This is a genomic window from Sporosarcina jeotgali (genome assembly GCF_033304595.1).
GTDB classification, from domain to species: Bacteria; Bacillota; Bacilli; order Bacillales_A; family Planococcaceae; genus Sporosarcina; species Sporosarcina jeotgali.
Window position 1 is genome coordinate 1 of the sequence record NZ_CP116341.1, and the last position, 15,250, is coordinate 15,250.

The 15,250-nt window shown below is 44.3% G+C and carries 15 protein-coding genes and 1 other annotated feature; of the genes, 13 read left to right on the top strand and 2 right to left on the bottom strand.

Features of this window, described 5'->3' with window-relative positions; all coding sequences use genetic code 11:
- Window positions 1–499 precede the first annotated feature (499 nt).
- The 3 genes from PGH26_RS00005 (at window position 500) to PGH26_RS00015 (ending at window position 4,034) form a co-directional block, all read left to right on the top strand.
- Window positions 500–976: a glutathione peroxidase gene (locus PGH26_RS00005; protein WP_323692023.1), complete on the top strand. Its 477-nt coding sequence runs from the start codon at window positions 500–502 to the stop codon at window positions 974–976.
- A 107-nt stretch (window positions 977–1,083) separates the two neighbouring features.
- Window positions 1,084–2,550: an IMP dehydrogenase gene (gene guaB, locus PGH26_RS00010; protein WP_323692024.1), complete on the top strand. Its 1,467-nt coding sequence runs from the start codon at window positions 1,084–1,086 to the stop codon at window positions 2,548–2,550.
- A 137-nt stretch (window positions 2,551–2,687) separates the two neighbouring features.
- Window positions 2,688–4,034: a serine hydrolase gene (locus tag PGH26_RS00015; protein WP_431312507.1), complete on the top strand. Its 1,347-nt coding sequence runs from the start codon at window positions 2,688–2,690 to the stop codon at window positions 4,032–4,034.
- A gap of 16 nt (window positions 4,035–4,050) precedes the next feature.
- Here PGH26_RS00015 and pdxR read toward each other — a convergent pair whose 3' ends face one another.
- Window positions 4,051–5,463, bottom strand: coding sequence for a MocR-like pyridoxine biosynthesis transcription factor PdxR (pdxR, locus tag PGH26_RS00020; protein WP_323692025.1), 1,413 nt, complete (start codon window positions 5,461–5,463; stop codon window positions 4,051–4,053).
- A 168-nt stretch (window positions 5,464–5,631) separates the two neighbouring features.
- Window positions 5,632–5,846: a binding site (T-box leader), on the top strand.
- Between the two features lie 71 nt (window positions 5,847–5,917).
- On the opposite strand from pdxR, the gene serS reads away from it, so the two are divergent.
- On the top strand, window positions 5,918–7,201 hold the full coding sequence (gene serS, locus PGH26_RS00025) for a serine--tRNA ligase (protein WP_323692026.1): 1,284 nt from the start codon (window positions 5,918–5,920) through the stop codon (window positions 7,199–7,201).
- A 28-nt stretch (window positions 7,202–7,229) separates the two neighbouring features.
- Here serS and tadA read toward each other — a convergent pair whose 3' ends face one another.
- Window positions 7,230–7,733 carry a tRNA adenosine(34) deaminase TadA gene (gene tadA, locus PGH26_RS00030; RefSeq protein ID WP_323692027.1) on the bottom strand — a complete coding sequence of 168 codons (504 nt, stop codon included), beginning with the start codon at window positions 7,731–7,733 and terminating at the stop codon, window positions 7,230–7,232.
- A gap of 135 nt (window positions 7,734–7,868) precedes the next feature.
- On the opposite strand from tadA, the gene PGH26_RS00035 reads away from it, so the two are divergent.
- The 9 genes from PGH26_RS00035 to PGH26_RS00075 all read left to right on the top strand — a co-directional run bounded on the left by PGH26_RS00035 (window position 7,869) and on the right by PGH26_RS00075 (window position 15,105).
- A complete protein-coding gene (locus PGH26_RS00035; RefSeq protein WP_323692028.1) occupies window positions 7,869–8,501 on the top strand; it encodes a deoxynucleoside kinase in 633 nt (210 codons plus the stop codon).
- A complete protein-coding gene (locus PGH26_RS00040; protein WP_323692029.1) occupies window positions 8,502–9,176 on the top strand; it encodes a deoxynucleoside kinase in 675 nt (224 codons plus the stop codon).
- A 170-nt stretch (window positions 9,177–9,346) separates the two neighbouring features.
- Window positions 9,347–10,630, top strand: coding sequence for a kynureninase (gene kynU / locus PGH26_RS00045; RefSeq protein ID WP_323692030.1), 1,284 nt, complete (start codon window positions 9,347–9,349; stop codon window positions 10,628–10,630).
- Between the two features lie 21 nt (window positions 10,631–10,651).
- Window positions 10,652–11,497 carry a tryptophan 2,3-dioxygenase gene (gene kynA, locus PGH26_RS00050; RefSeq protein ID WP_323692031.1) on the top strand — a complete coding sequence of 282 codons (846 nt, stop codon included), beginning with the start codon at window positions 10,652–10,654 and terminating at the stop codon, window positions 11,495–11,497.
- A gap of 32 nt (window positions 11,498–11,529) precedes the next feature.
- A complete protein-coding gene (locus PGH26_RS00055; protein ID WP_323692032.1) occupies window positions 11,530–12,870 on the top strand; it encodes a sodium-dependent transporter in 1,341 nt (446 codons plus the stop codon).
- A 27-nt stretch (window positions 12,871–12,897) separates the two neighbouring features.
- Window positions 12,898–13,536 carry an arylformamidase gene (gene kynB / locus PGH26_RS00060; protein ID WP_323692033.1) on the top strand — a complete coding sequence of 213 codons (639 nt, stop codon included), beginning with the start codon at window positions 12,898–12,900 and terminating at the stop codon, window positions 13,534–13,536.
- A 300-nt stretch (window positions 13,537–13,836) separates the two neighbouring features.
- The gene (locus tag PGH26_RS00065) at window positions 13,837–14,058 is read left to right on the top strand and encodes a hypothetical protein (protein ID WP_323692034.1); all 222 of its coding nucleotides are present in this window, start codon (window positions 13,837–13,839) and stop codon (window positions 14,056–14,058) included.
- A 116-nt stretch (window positions 14,059–14,174) separates the two neighbouring features.
- Window positions 14,175–14,519, top strand: a complete 345-nt coding sequence (locus tag PGH26_RS00070) for a hypothetical protein (RefSeq protein ID WP_323692035.1) — start codon at window positions 14,175–14,177, stop codon at window positions 14,517–14,519.
- A gap of 340 nt (window positions 14,520–14,859) precedes the next feature.
- On the top strand, window positions 14,860–15,105 hold the full coding sequence (locus PGH26_RS00075; protein ID WP_323692036.1) for a hypothetical protein: 246 nt from the start codon (window positions 14,860–14,862) through the stop codon (window positions 15,103–15,105).
- The last annotated feature ends 145 nt before the right edge of the window (window positions 15,106–15,250 follow it).

The following is a 15,250-nucleotide window of genomic DNA, read 5'->3' on the forward strand; positions in this document are numbered from 1 at the left end:
ATTCATAAAATGAGTCGAGGAATTCATTCCTTGGCTCGTTTTTTTGTTTGTTGAATTTTATTCTTATCCAGGCGATAAAAGGCTGGTTGGATGGTGTCTATTTGGGAGAAACTTATTATATATGGTGGGTAGGATAGGTGGAGGTTCGATTCTTATGAGCGGAATTGTGAGTTTATGATCACAATGCTAGGGTTATGAGCGGAATTTTGGGTTTATGATCACAATGCCGAGTTTATGAGCGGAATCTGGGTTTTCTGATCACAATGCCGAGTTTATGAGCGGAATCCTGGGTTTATGATCACAATGCCGAGTTTATGAGCGGAATTGGGGATTTATGATCACAATTCCAAGTTTATGAGCAGATCCCGAGATTCATGAGCGCATTCCATCTTCAATCTCTTCAATCCATATGCTCCGTCTTGATATCAGGACTTCTTTTTTGCGCCGGGGGACGGTTTCCATTATGGTTAAGGGACTACCCCACAAGGAGATGGCGCACATGGAATCAGTTTATGAGTTTACTGTACAGAAACCTGATGGGACTGAGCAATCACTCTCTGAGTTCGAAGGAAAGCCGTTACTCATTGTAAACACGGCGAGTAAGTGCGGATTTGTAAAACAGTTTGATGAGTTACAAGAGGTCTATGAGACGTATAAGGATCAGGGACTGACCGTTCTAGGGTTCCCGTCGGATAACTTCAACAATCAGGAGTTCGGGAGCAGCGGTGAAGCTGAGGAGTTTTGTCGGATGAACTTCGGTGTAACCTTCCCGATGTTTGCGAAGGTGGATGTCAAAGGAGATCATGCAGAGCCGCTATTCCAGTACCTTTCCTCTGAAAAGAAAGGGATACTCACGGAAGGGATCAAATGGAACTTTACGAAGTTCCTTGTAGACCGGCAAGGCAATGTTGTCGATCGATTTGCTCCGCAAACAGGGCCGTTAAAAATGAAGGATGCAATCGATAAGCTGATATGACAGAAAAGGTCCAATACTTTTACTTATTATAGCTACCTTGACACACCTCAACGCCGCTGATAACCTATTATCTAATATTTAACCGAAACTATAAGGGGGCATCAGGCATGTGGGAAACTAAATTTGCACGTGAAGGGCTAACATTTGATGATGTATTGTTGATACCAGGAGCATCTGAAGTGTTACCAAAGGACGTATCGTTGTCTGTTCAATTAACGGACAAGATTAAGTTGAACGTTCCATTGATTAGTGCAGGAATGGATACTGTCACAGAATCTAAAATGGCGATTTCGATGGCACGCCAAGGCGGTCTTGGTGTTGTCCATAAGAACATGAGTATTGAAGAACAAGCTGAGCAGGTTGTTACTGTTAAGCGTTCTGAGAATGGTGTTATCACAAATCCGTTCTTCCTGACCCCTGAACATCAAGTATTCGATGCGGAACATCTCATGGGGAAATATCGCATTTCCGGTGTTCCGATTGTAGACACGCTTGAAAACCGAAAGTTAGTCGGCATCATTACAAATCGTGATCTTCGCTTCATCCAAGATTATTCGTTAACCATTGATGATGTCATGACGAAAGAACAACTCGTAACAGCACCAGTGGGTACAACACTTGAGGATGCTGAAAAGATTTTGCAGAACCACAAAATCGAAAAGCTTCCGATTGTGGATGAAGATGGAACGTTGCGCGGGTTAATTACCATTAAAGATATTGAAAAGGTAATTGAATTTCCGAACGCTGCAAAAGATCATCATGGCCGTCTTCTGGTTGGTGCAGCTGTTGGAGTTACATCAGATACAATGGTTCGTGTTCAGAAGCTTGTCGAGGCTGAAGTAGACGTCATTGTGATTGATACAGCCCACGGACACTCTCAAGGTGTTATTGAGATGGTGAAAAAGATTCGTGAAGCGTATCCTGAACTTGATATTATTGCAGGGAATATTGCAACTGCGGACGCTGCAAACGCATTGTATGAAGCTGGGGCAGATGTTGTCAAGGTTGGAATTGGTCCTGGATCTATTTGCACGACACGGGTCGTTGCAGGTGTAGGCGTTCCACAAATTACAGCAGTCTATGATTGTGCAGCAGAAGCACGCAAGCAAGGCAAGACGATTATTGCTGACGGAGGCATTAAGTTCTCTGGAGATATCGTAAAAGCACTTGCTGCAGGCGGACACGCAGTCATGCTCGGCAGCCTGCTTGCCGGGACAACTGAAAGCCCAGGTGAGACGGAAATCTTCCAAGGCCGCCGCTTTAAGGTGTACCGCGGTATGGGCTCTGTTTCTTCAATGGAACGCGGTTCAAAAGACCGTTACTTCCAAGAGGATGCGAAAAAGCTTGTGCCTGAAGGAATTGAAGGCCGCATGCCCTATAAAGGTTCCCTTGCTGATACAGTTCATCAGCTAGTTGGCGGTATTCGCTCAGGAATGGGGTATTGCGGAACAAAAGATTTGCATACATTGCGTGAAGAAGCACAGTTCATCCGTATGACAGGCGCAGGACTTCGGGAAAGCCATCCTCACCAAGTTCAAATTACAAAAGAAGCACCGAACTATACAATTTCTTAAAACTAGGTTTTCAGGAACTTCAGCACCTTTCTTCTCGTCTTATATGGGCGGAAAGGTGCTTTTTTTTATTTTATATCCATCCCTTCCTTTAGGTATGATAAACTATGGGAGTAAATCGCGATGACGGAGGTAGAAATGTGAAGAAGATGAAGAACAGATGGCTGTCTGTACTATGTTCGGCAGTCTTGCTTGTAGCAGTATTTGGTGCAACACCCGCTCAGGCGGAATCGGCGCTTGGCCTCCATGTGGATGCAGCCATTCTAATTGACGCAGATAGTGGAAAGATTTTATATGAAGAAAATGCAGATGCTCCGCTTGGCATTGCCAGCATGTCAAAAATGATGGTCGAGTACCTTCTATTTGAAGCAATCGAAGAAGGTTCAATTACTTGGGATCAGGAGTACAAAGTAACGGATTATACATACACGGTATCTCAAAATCGTAAGTTGAGTAACGTTCCGCTTCGCCGGGATGGTTCGTATACGATTAAAGAATTGTATGAAGCACTTGCAATCTATTCAGCGAATGCCGCAACAATCGCGATTGCAGAAACAATTGGCGGAACAGAAAAAGAGTTTGTAAAGCTGATGAACGAAAAAGCAAAAGAGCTTGGATTGAAAGACTTTAAGTTTGTCAATTCAACAGGATTAAATAATAAAGACCTTCAAGGCATGTATCCGGAAGGTGCGGGCCCGGAGGATGAAAACGTGATGCCGGCTAAGTCAGTAGCTAAACTTGCTTATTCGCTGGTTAATGATTATCCGGAAGTACTCGAAACGACTAAGATTCCTACAAAAATATTCCGTGAGAATACTTCTGACGCGATTAATATGATTAACTGGAACACTATGCTGCCAGGTTTCTTATATGCCTATGACGGCGTAGACGGTTTGAAAACAGGAACTACAGACTTTGCAGGACACTGTTTCACAGGAACTGCAGTTCGTGATGGCAAGCGTGTCATTGCAGTCGTGATGAAAGCCGTTGATGCTAAAGGTGAAGGATCTTATAAAGCTAGATTTGACGCAACACGTTCACTATTCGATTATGGTTTCTCACAGTTTTCTGAAGTGGAGTTTGTTCCTGAAGGCTACCAGTTCAAAGGTGAAAAGACTGTAAAGGTTCTGAAAGGAAAAGAGAAAGAAGTTGCCATTCATGTAAAAGAACCCATTAAAATGATGGTGAAAACAAGTGAAAAGAAATTGTACACGCCTAAGTTAGTCATCGATAAGTCGAAATTAAAAGATGGTTCGCTTCAAGCACCTATTAAAAAGGATGCAGTTGTGGGTCACGTGGAGCTCGTGAAGAAAGACGGCTCTGAAGATTACGGGTTCATCAACGGGAAAATGGCACAATCAGAAGTGGTAACTAAAGAAGCTGTAGATAAAGCAGGCTGGTTCTCTTTGGCAATGGGAGGCATTGGTCACTTCTTCTCAGGACTCTGGGATAGCGGGACAGGCTTTGTAAAAGGATTGTTCAACTAAAAAAACGGGACAGACGCTATTTGGCGCTGTTCCGTTTTTTTATATTCCAGATGTTCATAAGTTTATGAATGCCTGTTTCAATTTGCTGTTCGCTTAGTCCGCCAAAGCCAAGCAAAAAGGATGGTGAACCGGTCGCGTGAGTGGACTGGTAGTCTTGCAAGCTGTAAACACGGATACCTCCCTGAAGGGCGAGGTCAGCTAGCATGGATTCTGATTGCTTTTTTTGTACAGTGACAATGATGTGCATTCCGGCTTCATCGCCAGAATAAGAAATGGATGGTTCGTATGCGGTGAGAGATTCTGTGAGTGTTTGCAGCTTTTTCCGGTACACTTTCCGCATCCTATTTAAGTGCCGTGAAAACTGCCCTTCTGCCATGAAGCGTGCAAGCATGTGCTGGTCAAGCCGCGGAACTGTAGATGCATATTGGATGAATGCCCCCTTATAACGCTTCAGCAACGCTTGCGGAAGCACCATATAGGCAATTCGAAGCGAAGGCATGAGTGATTTAGAGAATGTACTTAAATAGATGACATTTTCACCACGATCCATTCCTTGCAGAGATGGAATCGGCCGCCCGGCGTAACGAAATTCACCATCGTAATCATCTTCGATAATAATATGTTCCGGATTGGAAGAGGCCCAGTTCAGCAAAGCGGCTCTGCGTGGTGCAGACAGCACGGTACCTGTAGGGAACTGATGAGAAGGTGTCACGTATGCAACTGTTGCAGCAGAGCGCTGCAGTGCATCCACATCCATCCCATCGTCATCCACGGAAATAGGTACTGCGGGTCTTAAGTGATGGTCGAATACGTGATGTGTCAGCGGGTAGCCGGGATCTTCGACAGCATACACGGCTTCGTCTCCAAGAATCCGGATAATGAGGGGAATGAGTTGTTCGGTCCCTGACCCGACAATAACTTGCTCAGGCGTGCAGATAACGCCTCTTGAATGGTACAGATACGTAGCAATTTCATTGCGCAGTTCTACATCACCATGAGGATCACCAAGCTGCAGCAAATGTGCCGCGTGTTCATCGATGACGTCTTTTGCTACTTTCCTCCACTTTGCAAATGGGAACAATTCGGGATCCACCATTCCTGGTGAAAAGTCGATGGCTGCTGCAGGTTTGACAGGAGTGAGCACTTCTTTCACCTCTGCAGACTCTGTATAGGCCAGTTCTTCAATGTCTTGAACATAATAGCCGCTGCGAGGGACTGCTGTAATGTATCCTTCCGAAACCAGCTGACCGTAAGCCAGCTCTATAGTTGTTTGGCTGACTGAAAGAAATTCACTTAACTTCCGCTTGGACGGCAGTTTTTTACCGACAGGAATTCGCTGTTCCGTGATATCCTGTTTCATTTGCCGGTAAATTTGTTCGTAAAGAGGAATTGCATGGGATTTATCCAATAAAATCAGCCATTCTTCCATTATGAACCTCCATTCTGACCTTATTGACTTCTTCTAACTGTTCAATTTGTAAAGGTTATAACGGAAGTATACCGCAAGCAGTTGAAAGTGAAAATGACCTTCGCCTTCTAAATCCGTCCTTTGCTTGCCAAACCTTCTGGCATATAGTAAAGTTAAAGTAATTTCATACGTAATACGATGAAGGGAAGCAGTAGCAGCTGCGTTTTTCTTAAGAGAGCCGACGGGTGGTGCGAGTCGGTGAAAACAACTGTGAATCCATCCTTGAGCAGCCAGACTGAACAAAAGTAGGTTTGTGCCGGCACCGGAGCCGTTATTTCCTGTAGAGTGGATCAGCAATGTGCTGATTAAACTGGGTGGTACCGCGGGTAGTTCTCGTCCCTATTGATAGGGGATGGAGGGCTTTTTTTGTGCCTGAATTTCGGAAATCGTTAAAACCAATTGAGGAGGAATCGTAATGTTAGACAGAAAAGTGTTGCGTACAGACTTTGAAGGTGTGAAGAAAAAACTAGCAGTTCGCGGGGAAGACATCTCTGAACTGGACAAGTTCCCGGCATTAGATGAAAGACGCCGTGAATTATTGGCAAAAGTTGAGGTGCTGAAAGCGGAGCGTAACGAAGTATCTCAGAAAGTAGCAGAGATGAAGCGCAACAAAGAAGACGCAGACGAGTTGGTTTTGAAAATGCGCAAAGTTGGAGAAGACATTAAAGCGTATGATACAGAGCTAAACGAAATTGAAGAGCAATTGGATTACGTACTGATGCGTATTCCGAACATCCCTCACGAAAGTGTTCCTGTCGGTGACAGCGAAGACGATAACGTAGAGGTTCTTAAATGGGGAGAAACACCGGAGTTTTCGTTTGAACCGAAACCGCATTGGGAAATCGGTACGGATTTAAAAATTTTGGAATTTGAACGTGCCGGGAAAGTTACGGGAAGCCGTTTCGTATTTTACCGGGGCATGGGCGCACGTCTGGAGCGCGCACTTATTAACTTCATGATGGATCTTCATCAGGATGAGAATGGATATGAAGAAATGCTTCCGCCATACTTGGTGAATCGTGCAAGCTTGACAGGTACGGGCCAGTTGCCGAAATTTGAAGAGGATGCGTTCCTTGTTGAAAAAGAAGACTACTTCATGATTCCAACTTCTGAAGTGCCAGTAACGAACTTCTATCGGGATGAAATCCTGAATGCAGATATGCTTCCCAAAGCGTTTGCAGCATACAGCACAAACTTCCGCTCTGAAGCTGGTTCTGCAGGCCGTGATACACGCGGGCTGATCCGCCAGCATCAGTTCAACAAAGTGGAACTCGTTCGCTTTGTAAAGCCTGAGGACTCTTATGACGAGTTGGAGAAACTGACTGGACATGCGGAAAAAGTGCTTCAAATGCTTGAACTTCCATACCGGAAGTTGAAAATGTGTACTGCAGATCTTGGATTTACTGCGGCGAAAAAGTATGACTTGGAAGTATGGATCCCAGCACAAAATGCGTACCGTGAAATTTCTTCATGCTCTAACTTCGAAGACTTCCAAGCGCGTCGTGCCAACATCAGATTCCGTCGTGAAGCCAAAGGGAAGCCTGAGTATTTGCACACACTAAACGGCAGCGGACTTGCGATCGGCCGTACAGTTGCTGCGTTGCTTGAAAACAATCAGCAAGAAGATGGTTCAGTACTGATCCCTAAAGTATTGCGACCATATATGGGTGGAAAAGAATACATTACAGCTGCTGAATAAATGTAAACGTAAATAGCGGCATTGGAAGTTATTCTGCTTCCAATGCCGCTTCTTTTTTCGCTCGTTTTTTCTTTTCACGCAACGCCCTGAAGAAGTCGGTAAGAAGGGCACCGCATTGTTCCCCAAGGACACCTTCACGGACCTCACATTCGTGATTGAACCGTTCATCATTCAGCAGCCGGTAAAGTGAATCGACACACCCTGCTTTTCGGTCCCGGGCGCCGTAGACAACTGTTGGGATTCTCGATTGTAATATGGCCCCCGCACACATCGGACACGGCTCAAGCGTCACGTAAAGAACAGTCTCTTCAAGCCGCCAGCTGCCTATGACCTCGCATGCATCTTGAATCGCAGAGAGCTCCGCATGAGTGACCGCATTTTGCGTTGTCTCCCGTAAGTTATGAGCACGCGCAATCACTTCACCTTGATGTACAATCACTGCACCTATAGGGACCTCACCAAGCACTTCCGCTTTTCTCGCTTCTGCTATCGCCAACTCCATAAAGTACTGATCTTGGTCGTTCACATTCATACTCATCGCTCCTTATCCTCAGTGTAGCATGGTTTTAAACGGAATGTTCCACGTGGAAAAAATGTCACAACCAAACGAGTGCCTCCTGTGATAAACTAAAGGGACGACATTAAGTGAAAGACAGGAGCGTTGGTCATGACCATTCCATTCATAGCAGTAGAAGGACCAATAGGGGTTGGGAAATCCACATTGTCCAAAGCGATTTCAGACACCCGCCAGTTCCATCTGCTCATGGAAATTGTGGATGAAAATCCGTTTCTCAATAAATTTTACGACGACATCGAAGAATGGAGCTTTCAAACTGAAATGTTCTTCCTTTGCAATCGTTACAAACAGCTCGGCGACATTCAAAAACACTATCTGGCAAAAGACAAGCCCGTCGTCGCAGACTATCATATATTTAAAAATCTCATCTTTGCACAGCGCAGTCTTTCGGAAAGCGACTATGCAAAATATGAGCAAATCTATTCCATTTTGACGGCAGGGATGCCCGTCCCGAACGTCATCGTCTACTTGCATGCGAGTCTAGAAACACTCATGAAGCGAATCTCCATGCGAGGACGTGACTATGAGCGGGGCATGGATCCGAACTACCTTCGCCAGCTGTCCGAAGACTACGATACATTCATTGATCGATTTGAACGCATGCACCCTGAAATTCCAGTCTTGCGTTTTAACGGAGACGAACTTGATTTTGTTGCGAACCCGCGTGACCGGCAATACATCCTTGACGCAGTTGATGCCGTCATGCAGAAAGAGGTTATTTAAGTGAACAACTTACGTGAAAAATATGGAATTCCGCAAAACGCGGTCATTACAATTGCAGGAACAGTAGGTGTTGGGAAATCGACAATGACAACAGCACTTGCTGAAGCACTCGACTTCCGCACGTCTTTTGAAAATGTGGACCAGAACCCGTACTTGGATAAATTCTATGAAGACTTCAAAAAGTGGAGTTTCCATTTACAAATTTACTTCCTCGCTGAACGTTTTAAAGAACAGAAGCGTATCTTCGAATATGGCGGGGGATTCATCCAGGATCGTTCGATTTATGAAGATACAGGGATCTTTGCACGGATGCATATGGAAGAAGGCACGATGGATCCGATTGATTATGAGACGTATACGAACTTGTTCGATGCGATGGTCATGACGCCGTACTTCCCGCATCCGAATTTGCTTATCTATTTGGAAGGCCCGCTTGACAGTATTATTGATCGCATTCATGAACGCGGCCGTGAGATGGAGCAAGAGACACCGATCACGTATTGGGAAGAAATGCATGCACGGTATGAGAAGTGGATTGACTCCTTCACAGCATGTCCTGTACTTCGTTTAGACATTAATGATTACGATTTAATCACGAACGCCCACGAGGTGGAATTGATCGTCGAGAAGATTGGCGGCATTTTGTCTCAAACGGAACCACTTCGCAGTTCATAAAGGAACAAGACCTTTTTCGGCAGTGAAATCTGTCAGGAAAGGTTTTTTTCATTTTTTATCGAATGAATGAATAGAGTAATCCTATCCGTGAACGGCGTAATTGACGCGTTGAAAATGATTCACGTATAGTGAACCCTATAGAAAATTCCACTTTGAAGGAGCGAATTCCTATGACTGTGAACAAAATATCGACAATTACGTATGCTCATGAGCTTGAGCAGCGTTATGCCGCGGCAAGCCGTCGTGATGAGTTTTACGTAAAAGAAGATGTGATTTACTTTGATGGCAACTCTCTTGGATTATTATCCAAACGTGCAGAAACCTCGTTACTCTCCGTTCTGGAATCATGGAAAACACATGGTATTGACGGATGGATGCAAGGGGAGCGTCCATGGTTCAACTTGTCTGAAGAATTGGGAGCTTCCATGGCTCCGCTAATTGGTGCTGAAGCTGAAGAGGTGATTGTAACAGGCTCGACTACTTCGAATCTTCATCAGCTGCTTGCAACATTCTTTAAGCCGGCAGAAGGTCGAACTAAAATTTTAGCGGATGAATTAAACTTCCCTACGGATATCTACGCAATCCAAAGTCAGCTGCAGCTGCATGGACTGGACCCTGCAGATCACCTCATACAAGTGAAAAGCCGTGATGGACAAACGTTGCAGACTGAAGACATGATCGAGGCAATGACGGATGACGTTGCCGTTGTGATTTTATCCGGAGTTCTCTATCGCAGCGGTCAAGTTCTCGACATGGAAAAGGTTACTGAAGCGGCTCATGCACGAGGGATTTTAGTTGGCTTCGACTTGTGTCATTCGATTGGAGCGATTCCGCATGCACTGGATGATTGGAATGTCGACTACGCATTTTGGTGCAATTACAAACACTTAAATGGCGGACCAGGTGCAACGGGCGGTATATACGTGAATAAAAAACACTTTGGGACACAACCAGGACTCGCGGGATGGTTCGGTTCTGCAAAAGACCGCCAATTCGATATGGAGCATACGTTTACGCCTGCAGCTGGTGCTGGGGCACTTCAAATGGGTACACCAAACTTACTCAGTGCTGCTCCATTGATTGGCTCACTAGAACTCATGAATGAGGTTGGAATGGAAGCAATCCGTGAACGTTCACTCGCATTAACTGCTTACTTGCAGGAGTTAATTGAAACGGATCTTGCAGACTATGAATTTACAGTAACCAGTCCACGAGAGGATGCTGAACGCGGCGGCCATGTCTTTGTCGTGCATAAAGAAGCTGCACGTATATGCAAGGCGCTAAAAGCAAACGGAGTTATTCCGGACTTCCGTACACCCAATGGGATCCGCCTTGCACCGGTTGCACTTTACAATACATTTGAAGAAGTGCTTGAGACCGTGAACATTCTAAAACGTATTATGGAAGAAGAACAATATAAACAATTTGAAAATAAGCGAGAAGTCGTCGCGTAAACGAAAACTGGGGGAATTGTCATGAATAAGGGGATTTCAGATTTGAACTTAGATCAAGAAGACATTCACACGGATTTTAAAAAGGAAATGACATACGGGGAATATTTGCGGCTCGATCAGATTTTATCAAGCCAAGAAAGATTGTCAGGCCATCATGACGAAATGCTGTTTATCATCATCCACCAAGTAAGTGAACTTTGGATGAAACTGACGCTGCACGAACTGACGGCAGCCATTACTGCAATCGACAAGGGAGAAATGCAATCAGCATTCAAAAAACTTGCGCGTGTGACGAAAATTCAATCTCAAATCATACAAGCATGGGACGTACTCTCGACAATGACGCCTGCGGAATACTTGGAATTCCGCGATTCACTCGGCAAAGCGTCCGGATTCCAGTCCTATCAGTATCGTCTAATTGAATTTGCACTTGGTTATAAGTCTTCTCACATTCTAAAGATTTACGAGAAGGACGCGGAAGTGCATGCGATGCTGAAAGACGCGTTGAACCAACCAAGTATCTATGATGTGGCAATTCGGGCATTATCAAAAGCAGGTTTTGCGATTAATCCTGAATTGCTTGATCGCGACTTCAGTGTCACGTATGCAGGGGATCCAACCGTTGAAGCAGCTTGGGAAGCGGTCTATCGTGATGTCGATAAATACTGGGATTTGTATCAGCTTGCAGAAAAGCTTGTGGACGTCGAGGATTGGCTGCAGCAGTGGCGGTTCCGTCATATGAAAACGGTTGAGCGGATTATCGGTTTTAAAACAGGGACAGGCGGATCGTCTGGTGTGAATTACTTACGCCATGTGCTTGATCACAGATTCTTCCCAGAACTATGGGATCTGCGAACAAAGCTGTAAGAATAAGAGAGAGCTGAAAAAGGGGGAGCTGTATGGAGGAGAAAAATCGAACGGAACAGTGGTCCTCTAAGTTAGGATTCATATTATCATCTGCGGGGGCTGCGATTGGACTCGGCGCCATCTGGAAATTCCCTTACGTAACAGGAATGAGCGGAGGAGGTGCGTTCTTCCTCCTGTTCATCGTGTTCACCCTAGTGATTGGTTTACCGATGCTGCTGTCAGAATTCATCATCGGCCGCGGAACAGGCAGAGAAGCGATCAGTGCGTATAAAAAGTTAGCACCGGATAGTGTGTGGGTGTGGATTGGCAGACTTGGCGTTTTAGGTTGCTTCTTACTGTTGTCATTTTACAGCGTAGTTGGCGGCTGGGTACTCGTCTATAGCGGGCTTGCAATTCCAGGCAATGTAATCGGGGATGGAACGAACTACGGCGAGCTATTCGGTTCAGTAATCGGCTCCGTTTGGATTACGCTGCTCGGATTGCTGTTATTTACAATCATTAACGTCATCGTTATTGCGTCAGGCATTCAAAATGGGATTGAGCGCGCCAACAAATACATGATGCCATTGCTATTCATCTTTTTCATTATCTTAGTGGTGCGTTCATTGACGTTAGACGGTGCAATGGAAGGTGTGAAATTTTTCTTAGCTCCTGACTTTTCTAAAATTACGGGCGAGTCCGTTCTCTATGCACTCGGGCAGTCGTTCTTCTCATTAGCTGTCGGGTTCTCGTGTATGGTAACGTACAGTTCGTATTTGAAAAAGGACGTTAGTTTGCGATCATCTGCAGCATCCGTCGTGGGGATGAACATCTTTGTTTCATTGCTTGCGGGGCTTGCAATTTTCCCAGTTGTCTTTGCGTTCGGGCTGGCACCTGACGAAGGACCGGGATTGCTGTTCATGGTGCTGCCGGAAGTGTTTGGGCAAATGCCGTTTGGGGAACTGTTTTTAGCATTGTTCTTACTGCTATTCTTATTTGCTACTTTGACTTCTTCGTTCAGTTTGTACGAAATCATTGTCGCTGCACTAACGGCCAATGGCAAACGTACGCGGAAGACGGTTGCTTGGCTTACGGGACTCATCGTGTTCGTGGCGGCGATTCCATCTGCCATGTCCTCCAGTTTACTAGAGTCCTTTATGATAAATGGCAAGAGTATTTTCGATAGCACGGACTATCTCGTAAGTAACATACTTCTGCCACTCGGAAACTTACTCATTGCAGTTTTCATCATCCACAGAATGGACCGTGAACTGGTAAAACAAGAATTCCACTTGAGTACAAATGATTCTCCTGGATTGTTCAGGGTATGGCTCGTCCTGATGACCGTCGTCGTACCACTAACAATCGCGGCTGTATTTATAAATAATCTTTGATACGTGTAACTAGAAAGGATGATGGGCATGAAGAATTTAACACAGTGGATTGACATCACACAGCCCCTCAGCAATTCGATTGCAAAATGGCCCGGGGATACTCCGTTTAATTATGAGCTCACGTTTACGAAAGAACAGACAGGCTCCGTCAATATCGGTCAAGTAACCATGAGTGTCCACACAGGGACGCACATTGACTCACCATTCCACTATGATAATGATGGCAAGCGAGTGCATGAACTGGATTTGTCTTTGTATATCGGGCCAGCCACGGTCGTAGATGTCACAGGACATGCAGAAATCGGTCGTGCAGAACTAGAAGGATTCAATTTTAAAGATGTGGAGCGGCTCCTTCTTAAAACAGGGGGACACCCGGATCCAAATACGTTTCCAAAAGATTATCCAGTGTTGAAGGCAGACATCGGTCCTTTTTTGAAGGAACGGGGAATTCGGTTAATTGGCGTAGACGTCCCGTCCGTCGATTCAGTCGACAGCAAAACGATGGACGCGCATCACTCGCTTTACGATAACGGAGTCAACATTTTGGAAAATACGGTACTGTCTAACGTAACACCTGGAGTGTATGAACTGATTGCACTTCCGCTTGCGTTGGAAGGTTCAGATGGAAGTCCAGTACGCGCAGTGCTGCGTTCATTGGAGGGATAATAAAAGAGCTGCTTAGAGGGGATTTGGCCCTTTGAGCAGCTCTTTTTGTATAAACTAAGACGGAACACGCAGTGAAAAATCAAGTCCTTCTCAAGGATAAGTAAAGTGTGAGCTATCGAGATTGTGCTGTAACAAACTGTCTCAACCTTGAAAGATGAGCCAGTTCAGACTAGTTGGAATTTTATATAACAAACTAATTGGTAATTTGATACAATAGGTTAAGATTGATGTATTCCATGTACGGTAAAGGGCTAGAGGGGTGTGCCAGAATAAGTAAATTTGTATAAGGGGACTAAGCTGATGAAAAAAATCGCTAGTAGATTAACTCTATTATTCATTCCATCATTATTAATTGCTTGTAATAATCCAGAAGATGAAGCGTATTTTATTTACAGTTCAAACTTCACCGGTCAACTAATCGAATGTCTCGATAATGAAGGCATTGAATACAAGCTGGATGATGATAAAAATGTATTGATCAAAAACAAAGATAATGAAAAAGCCGTTATGCGATGTGCTTAAGAACCTTGTAATCAGGCCACTATACTGAACTTCACGAGAAACCATTCTTTGTAAAACTAGTCAGATTACACAATGAATTATTGTGTAAGGGAGTGTTTATTATAGGGATTTCAATAATGATTTTAATTGTTGTTGGTATTATTGCATGTTTAACTTTTGTCATTCCTGCATTTCTAGCTGTTACAAATGGCAAAAAGAGAAAACCACCTAGAATAATCTCCTATGTAGTAGGGGGACTGTTGATTTTTCATTGGATATTCTTCTTAGTTAATGGTTATGCATTATTACCACCGAGTATTGCGGATGCTGTGTTTACACCCATTTGGTTAGCTTTATGTCTAGCAGGGGCAATTACGGCAATCTCGGAGTTTATGAACAATAAAATCATTGCAATCCCAATGGCCGGCTTAACCATTATCAGTTTACTATTTACTGTTTTAAGCTATGGAATCTCCAATTAAAATAAAAAAGCGGGGGATTAAATGTATATTGCGTCAATTGGTTTTTTTATAATTTTTCTTATGTCAACGGCCACGGGACTACTTTTAATGTTTAAGCTTAGAAAGAAAAATATATATAATGTTGTTTCTGGAACTATTTTTTTGGGGGTTGGGATCTTTTCTTTAATAGCCAGCGTAACTTTTTGTTTTGAATGGTAAATAAGGACATTATTCCTGAAAGAAGAACGAGAGTTTCCATTCTATGTAAATAGATGGCCAGTGAAATGTATATACAGAATAGGGGGCATCCCTAGCACAACTTTGTGTTTCAAACGGGCCAAATTGCTAAGGAGAAATGACTATGAGTGTACTTACAGTGGCGAGTGTGTTTCTGGGGATTGGAATTATTTTGTTTCCCTTCGGTATATATTATTTAAAGGAGAGAATGGAATTACTTGAAAGTTTAAACCCCTCTAAAAAAGTATTAGCAATTGCACTCGAGGTCCTAGATGTGATGACGGGACCCGTATTTTCAGGATGGCTTTTGTATTTATCGTTACTGTTAATGGCGTGTGGTGCAGTGTTACTTATCTTGGTTAGCCAATAGAATTCGCCATGGACTCTAATGTGCTTGGAGTAAATGGGGGCTTCAATGGAATAAAAGTAGTGCCAGAATAGGCCATTATCTAGCATGCAAATTGTTGCTTTGCGCTCCAGACGGAACGCCTTCCGAGGGGCGTGGCTTGAGCCCA

Coding starts and splice junctions, on each gene's coding strand:
- PGH26_RS00005 (WP_323692023.1), top strand. CDS start 500: ATGGAATCAGTTTATGAGTTTACTGTACAGAAACCTGATGGGACTGAG.
- guaB (WP_323692024.1), top strand. CDS start 1,084: ATGTGGGAAACTAAATTTGCACGTGAAGGGCTAACATTTGATGATGTA.
- pdxR (WP_323692025.1), bottom strand. CDS start 5,463: ATGGAAGAATGGCTGATTTTATTGGATAAATCCCATGCAATTCCTCTT.
- serS (WP_323692026.1), top strand. CDS start 5,918: ATGTTAGACAGAAAAGTGTTGCGTACAGACTTTGAAGGTGTGAAGAAA.
- tadA (WP_323692027.1), bottom strand. CDS start 7,733: ATGAATGTGAACGACCAAGATCAGTACTTTATGGAGTTGGCGATAGCA.
- PGH26_RS00035 (WP_323692028.1), top strand. CDS start 7,869: ATGACCATTCCATTCATAGCAGTAGAAGGACCAATAGGGGTTGGGAAA.
- kynU (WP_323692030.1), top strand. CDS start 9,347: ATGACTGTGAACAAAATATCGACAATTACGTATGCTCATGAGCTTGAG.
- kynA (WP_323692031.1), top strand. CDS start 10,652: ATGAATAAGGGGATTTCAGATTTGAACTTAGATCAAGAAGACATTCAC.
- PGH26_RS00055 (WP_323692032.1), top strand. CDS start 11,530: ATGGAGGAGAAAAATCGAACGGAACAGTGGTCCTCTAAGTTAGGATTC.
- kynB (WP_323692033.1), top strand. CDS start 12,898: ATGAAGAATTTAACACAGTGGATTGACATCACACAGCCCCTCAGCAAT.
- PGH26_RS00065 (WP_323692034.1), top strand. CDS start 13,837: ATGAAAAAAATCGCTAGTAGATTAACTCTATTATTCATTCCATCATTA.
- PGH26_RS00070 (WP_323692035.1), top strand. CDS start 14,175: ATGATTTTAATTGTTGTTGGTATTATTGCATGTTTAACTTTTGTCATT.
- PGH26_RS00075 (WP_323692036.1), top strand. CDS start 14,860: ATGAGTGTACTTACAGTGGCGAGTGTGTTTCTGGGGATTGGAATTATT.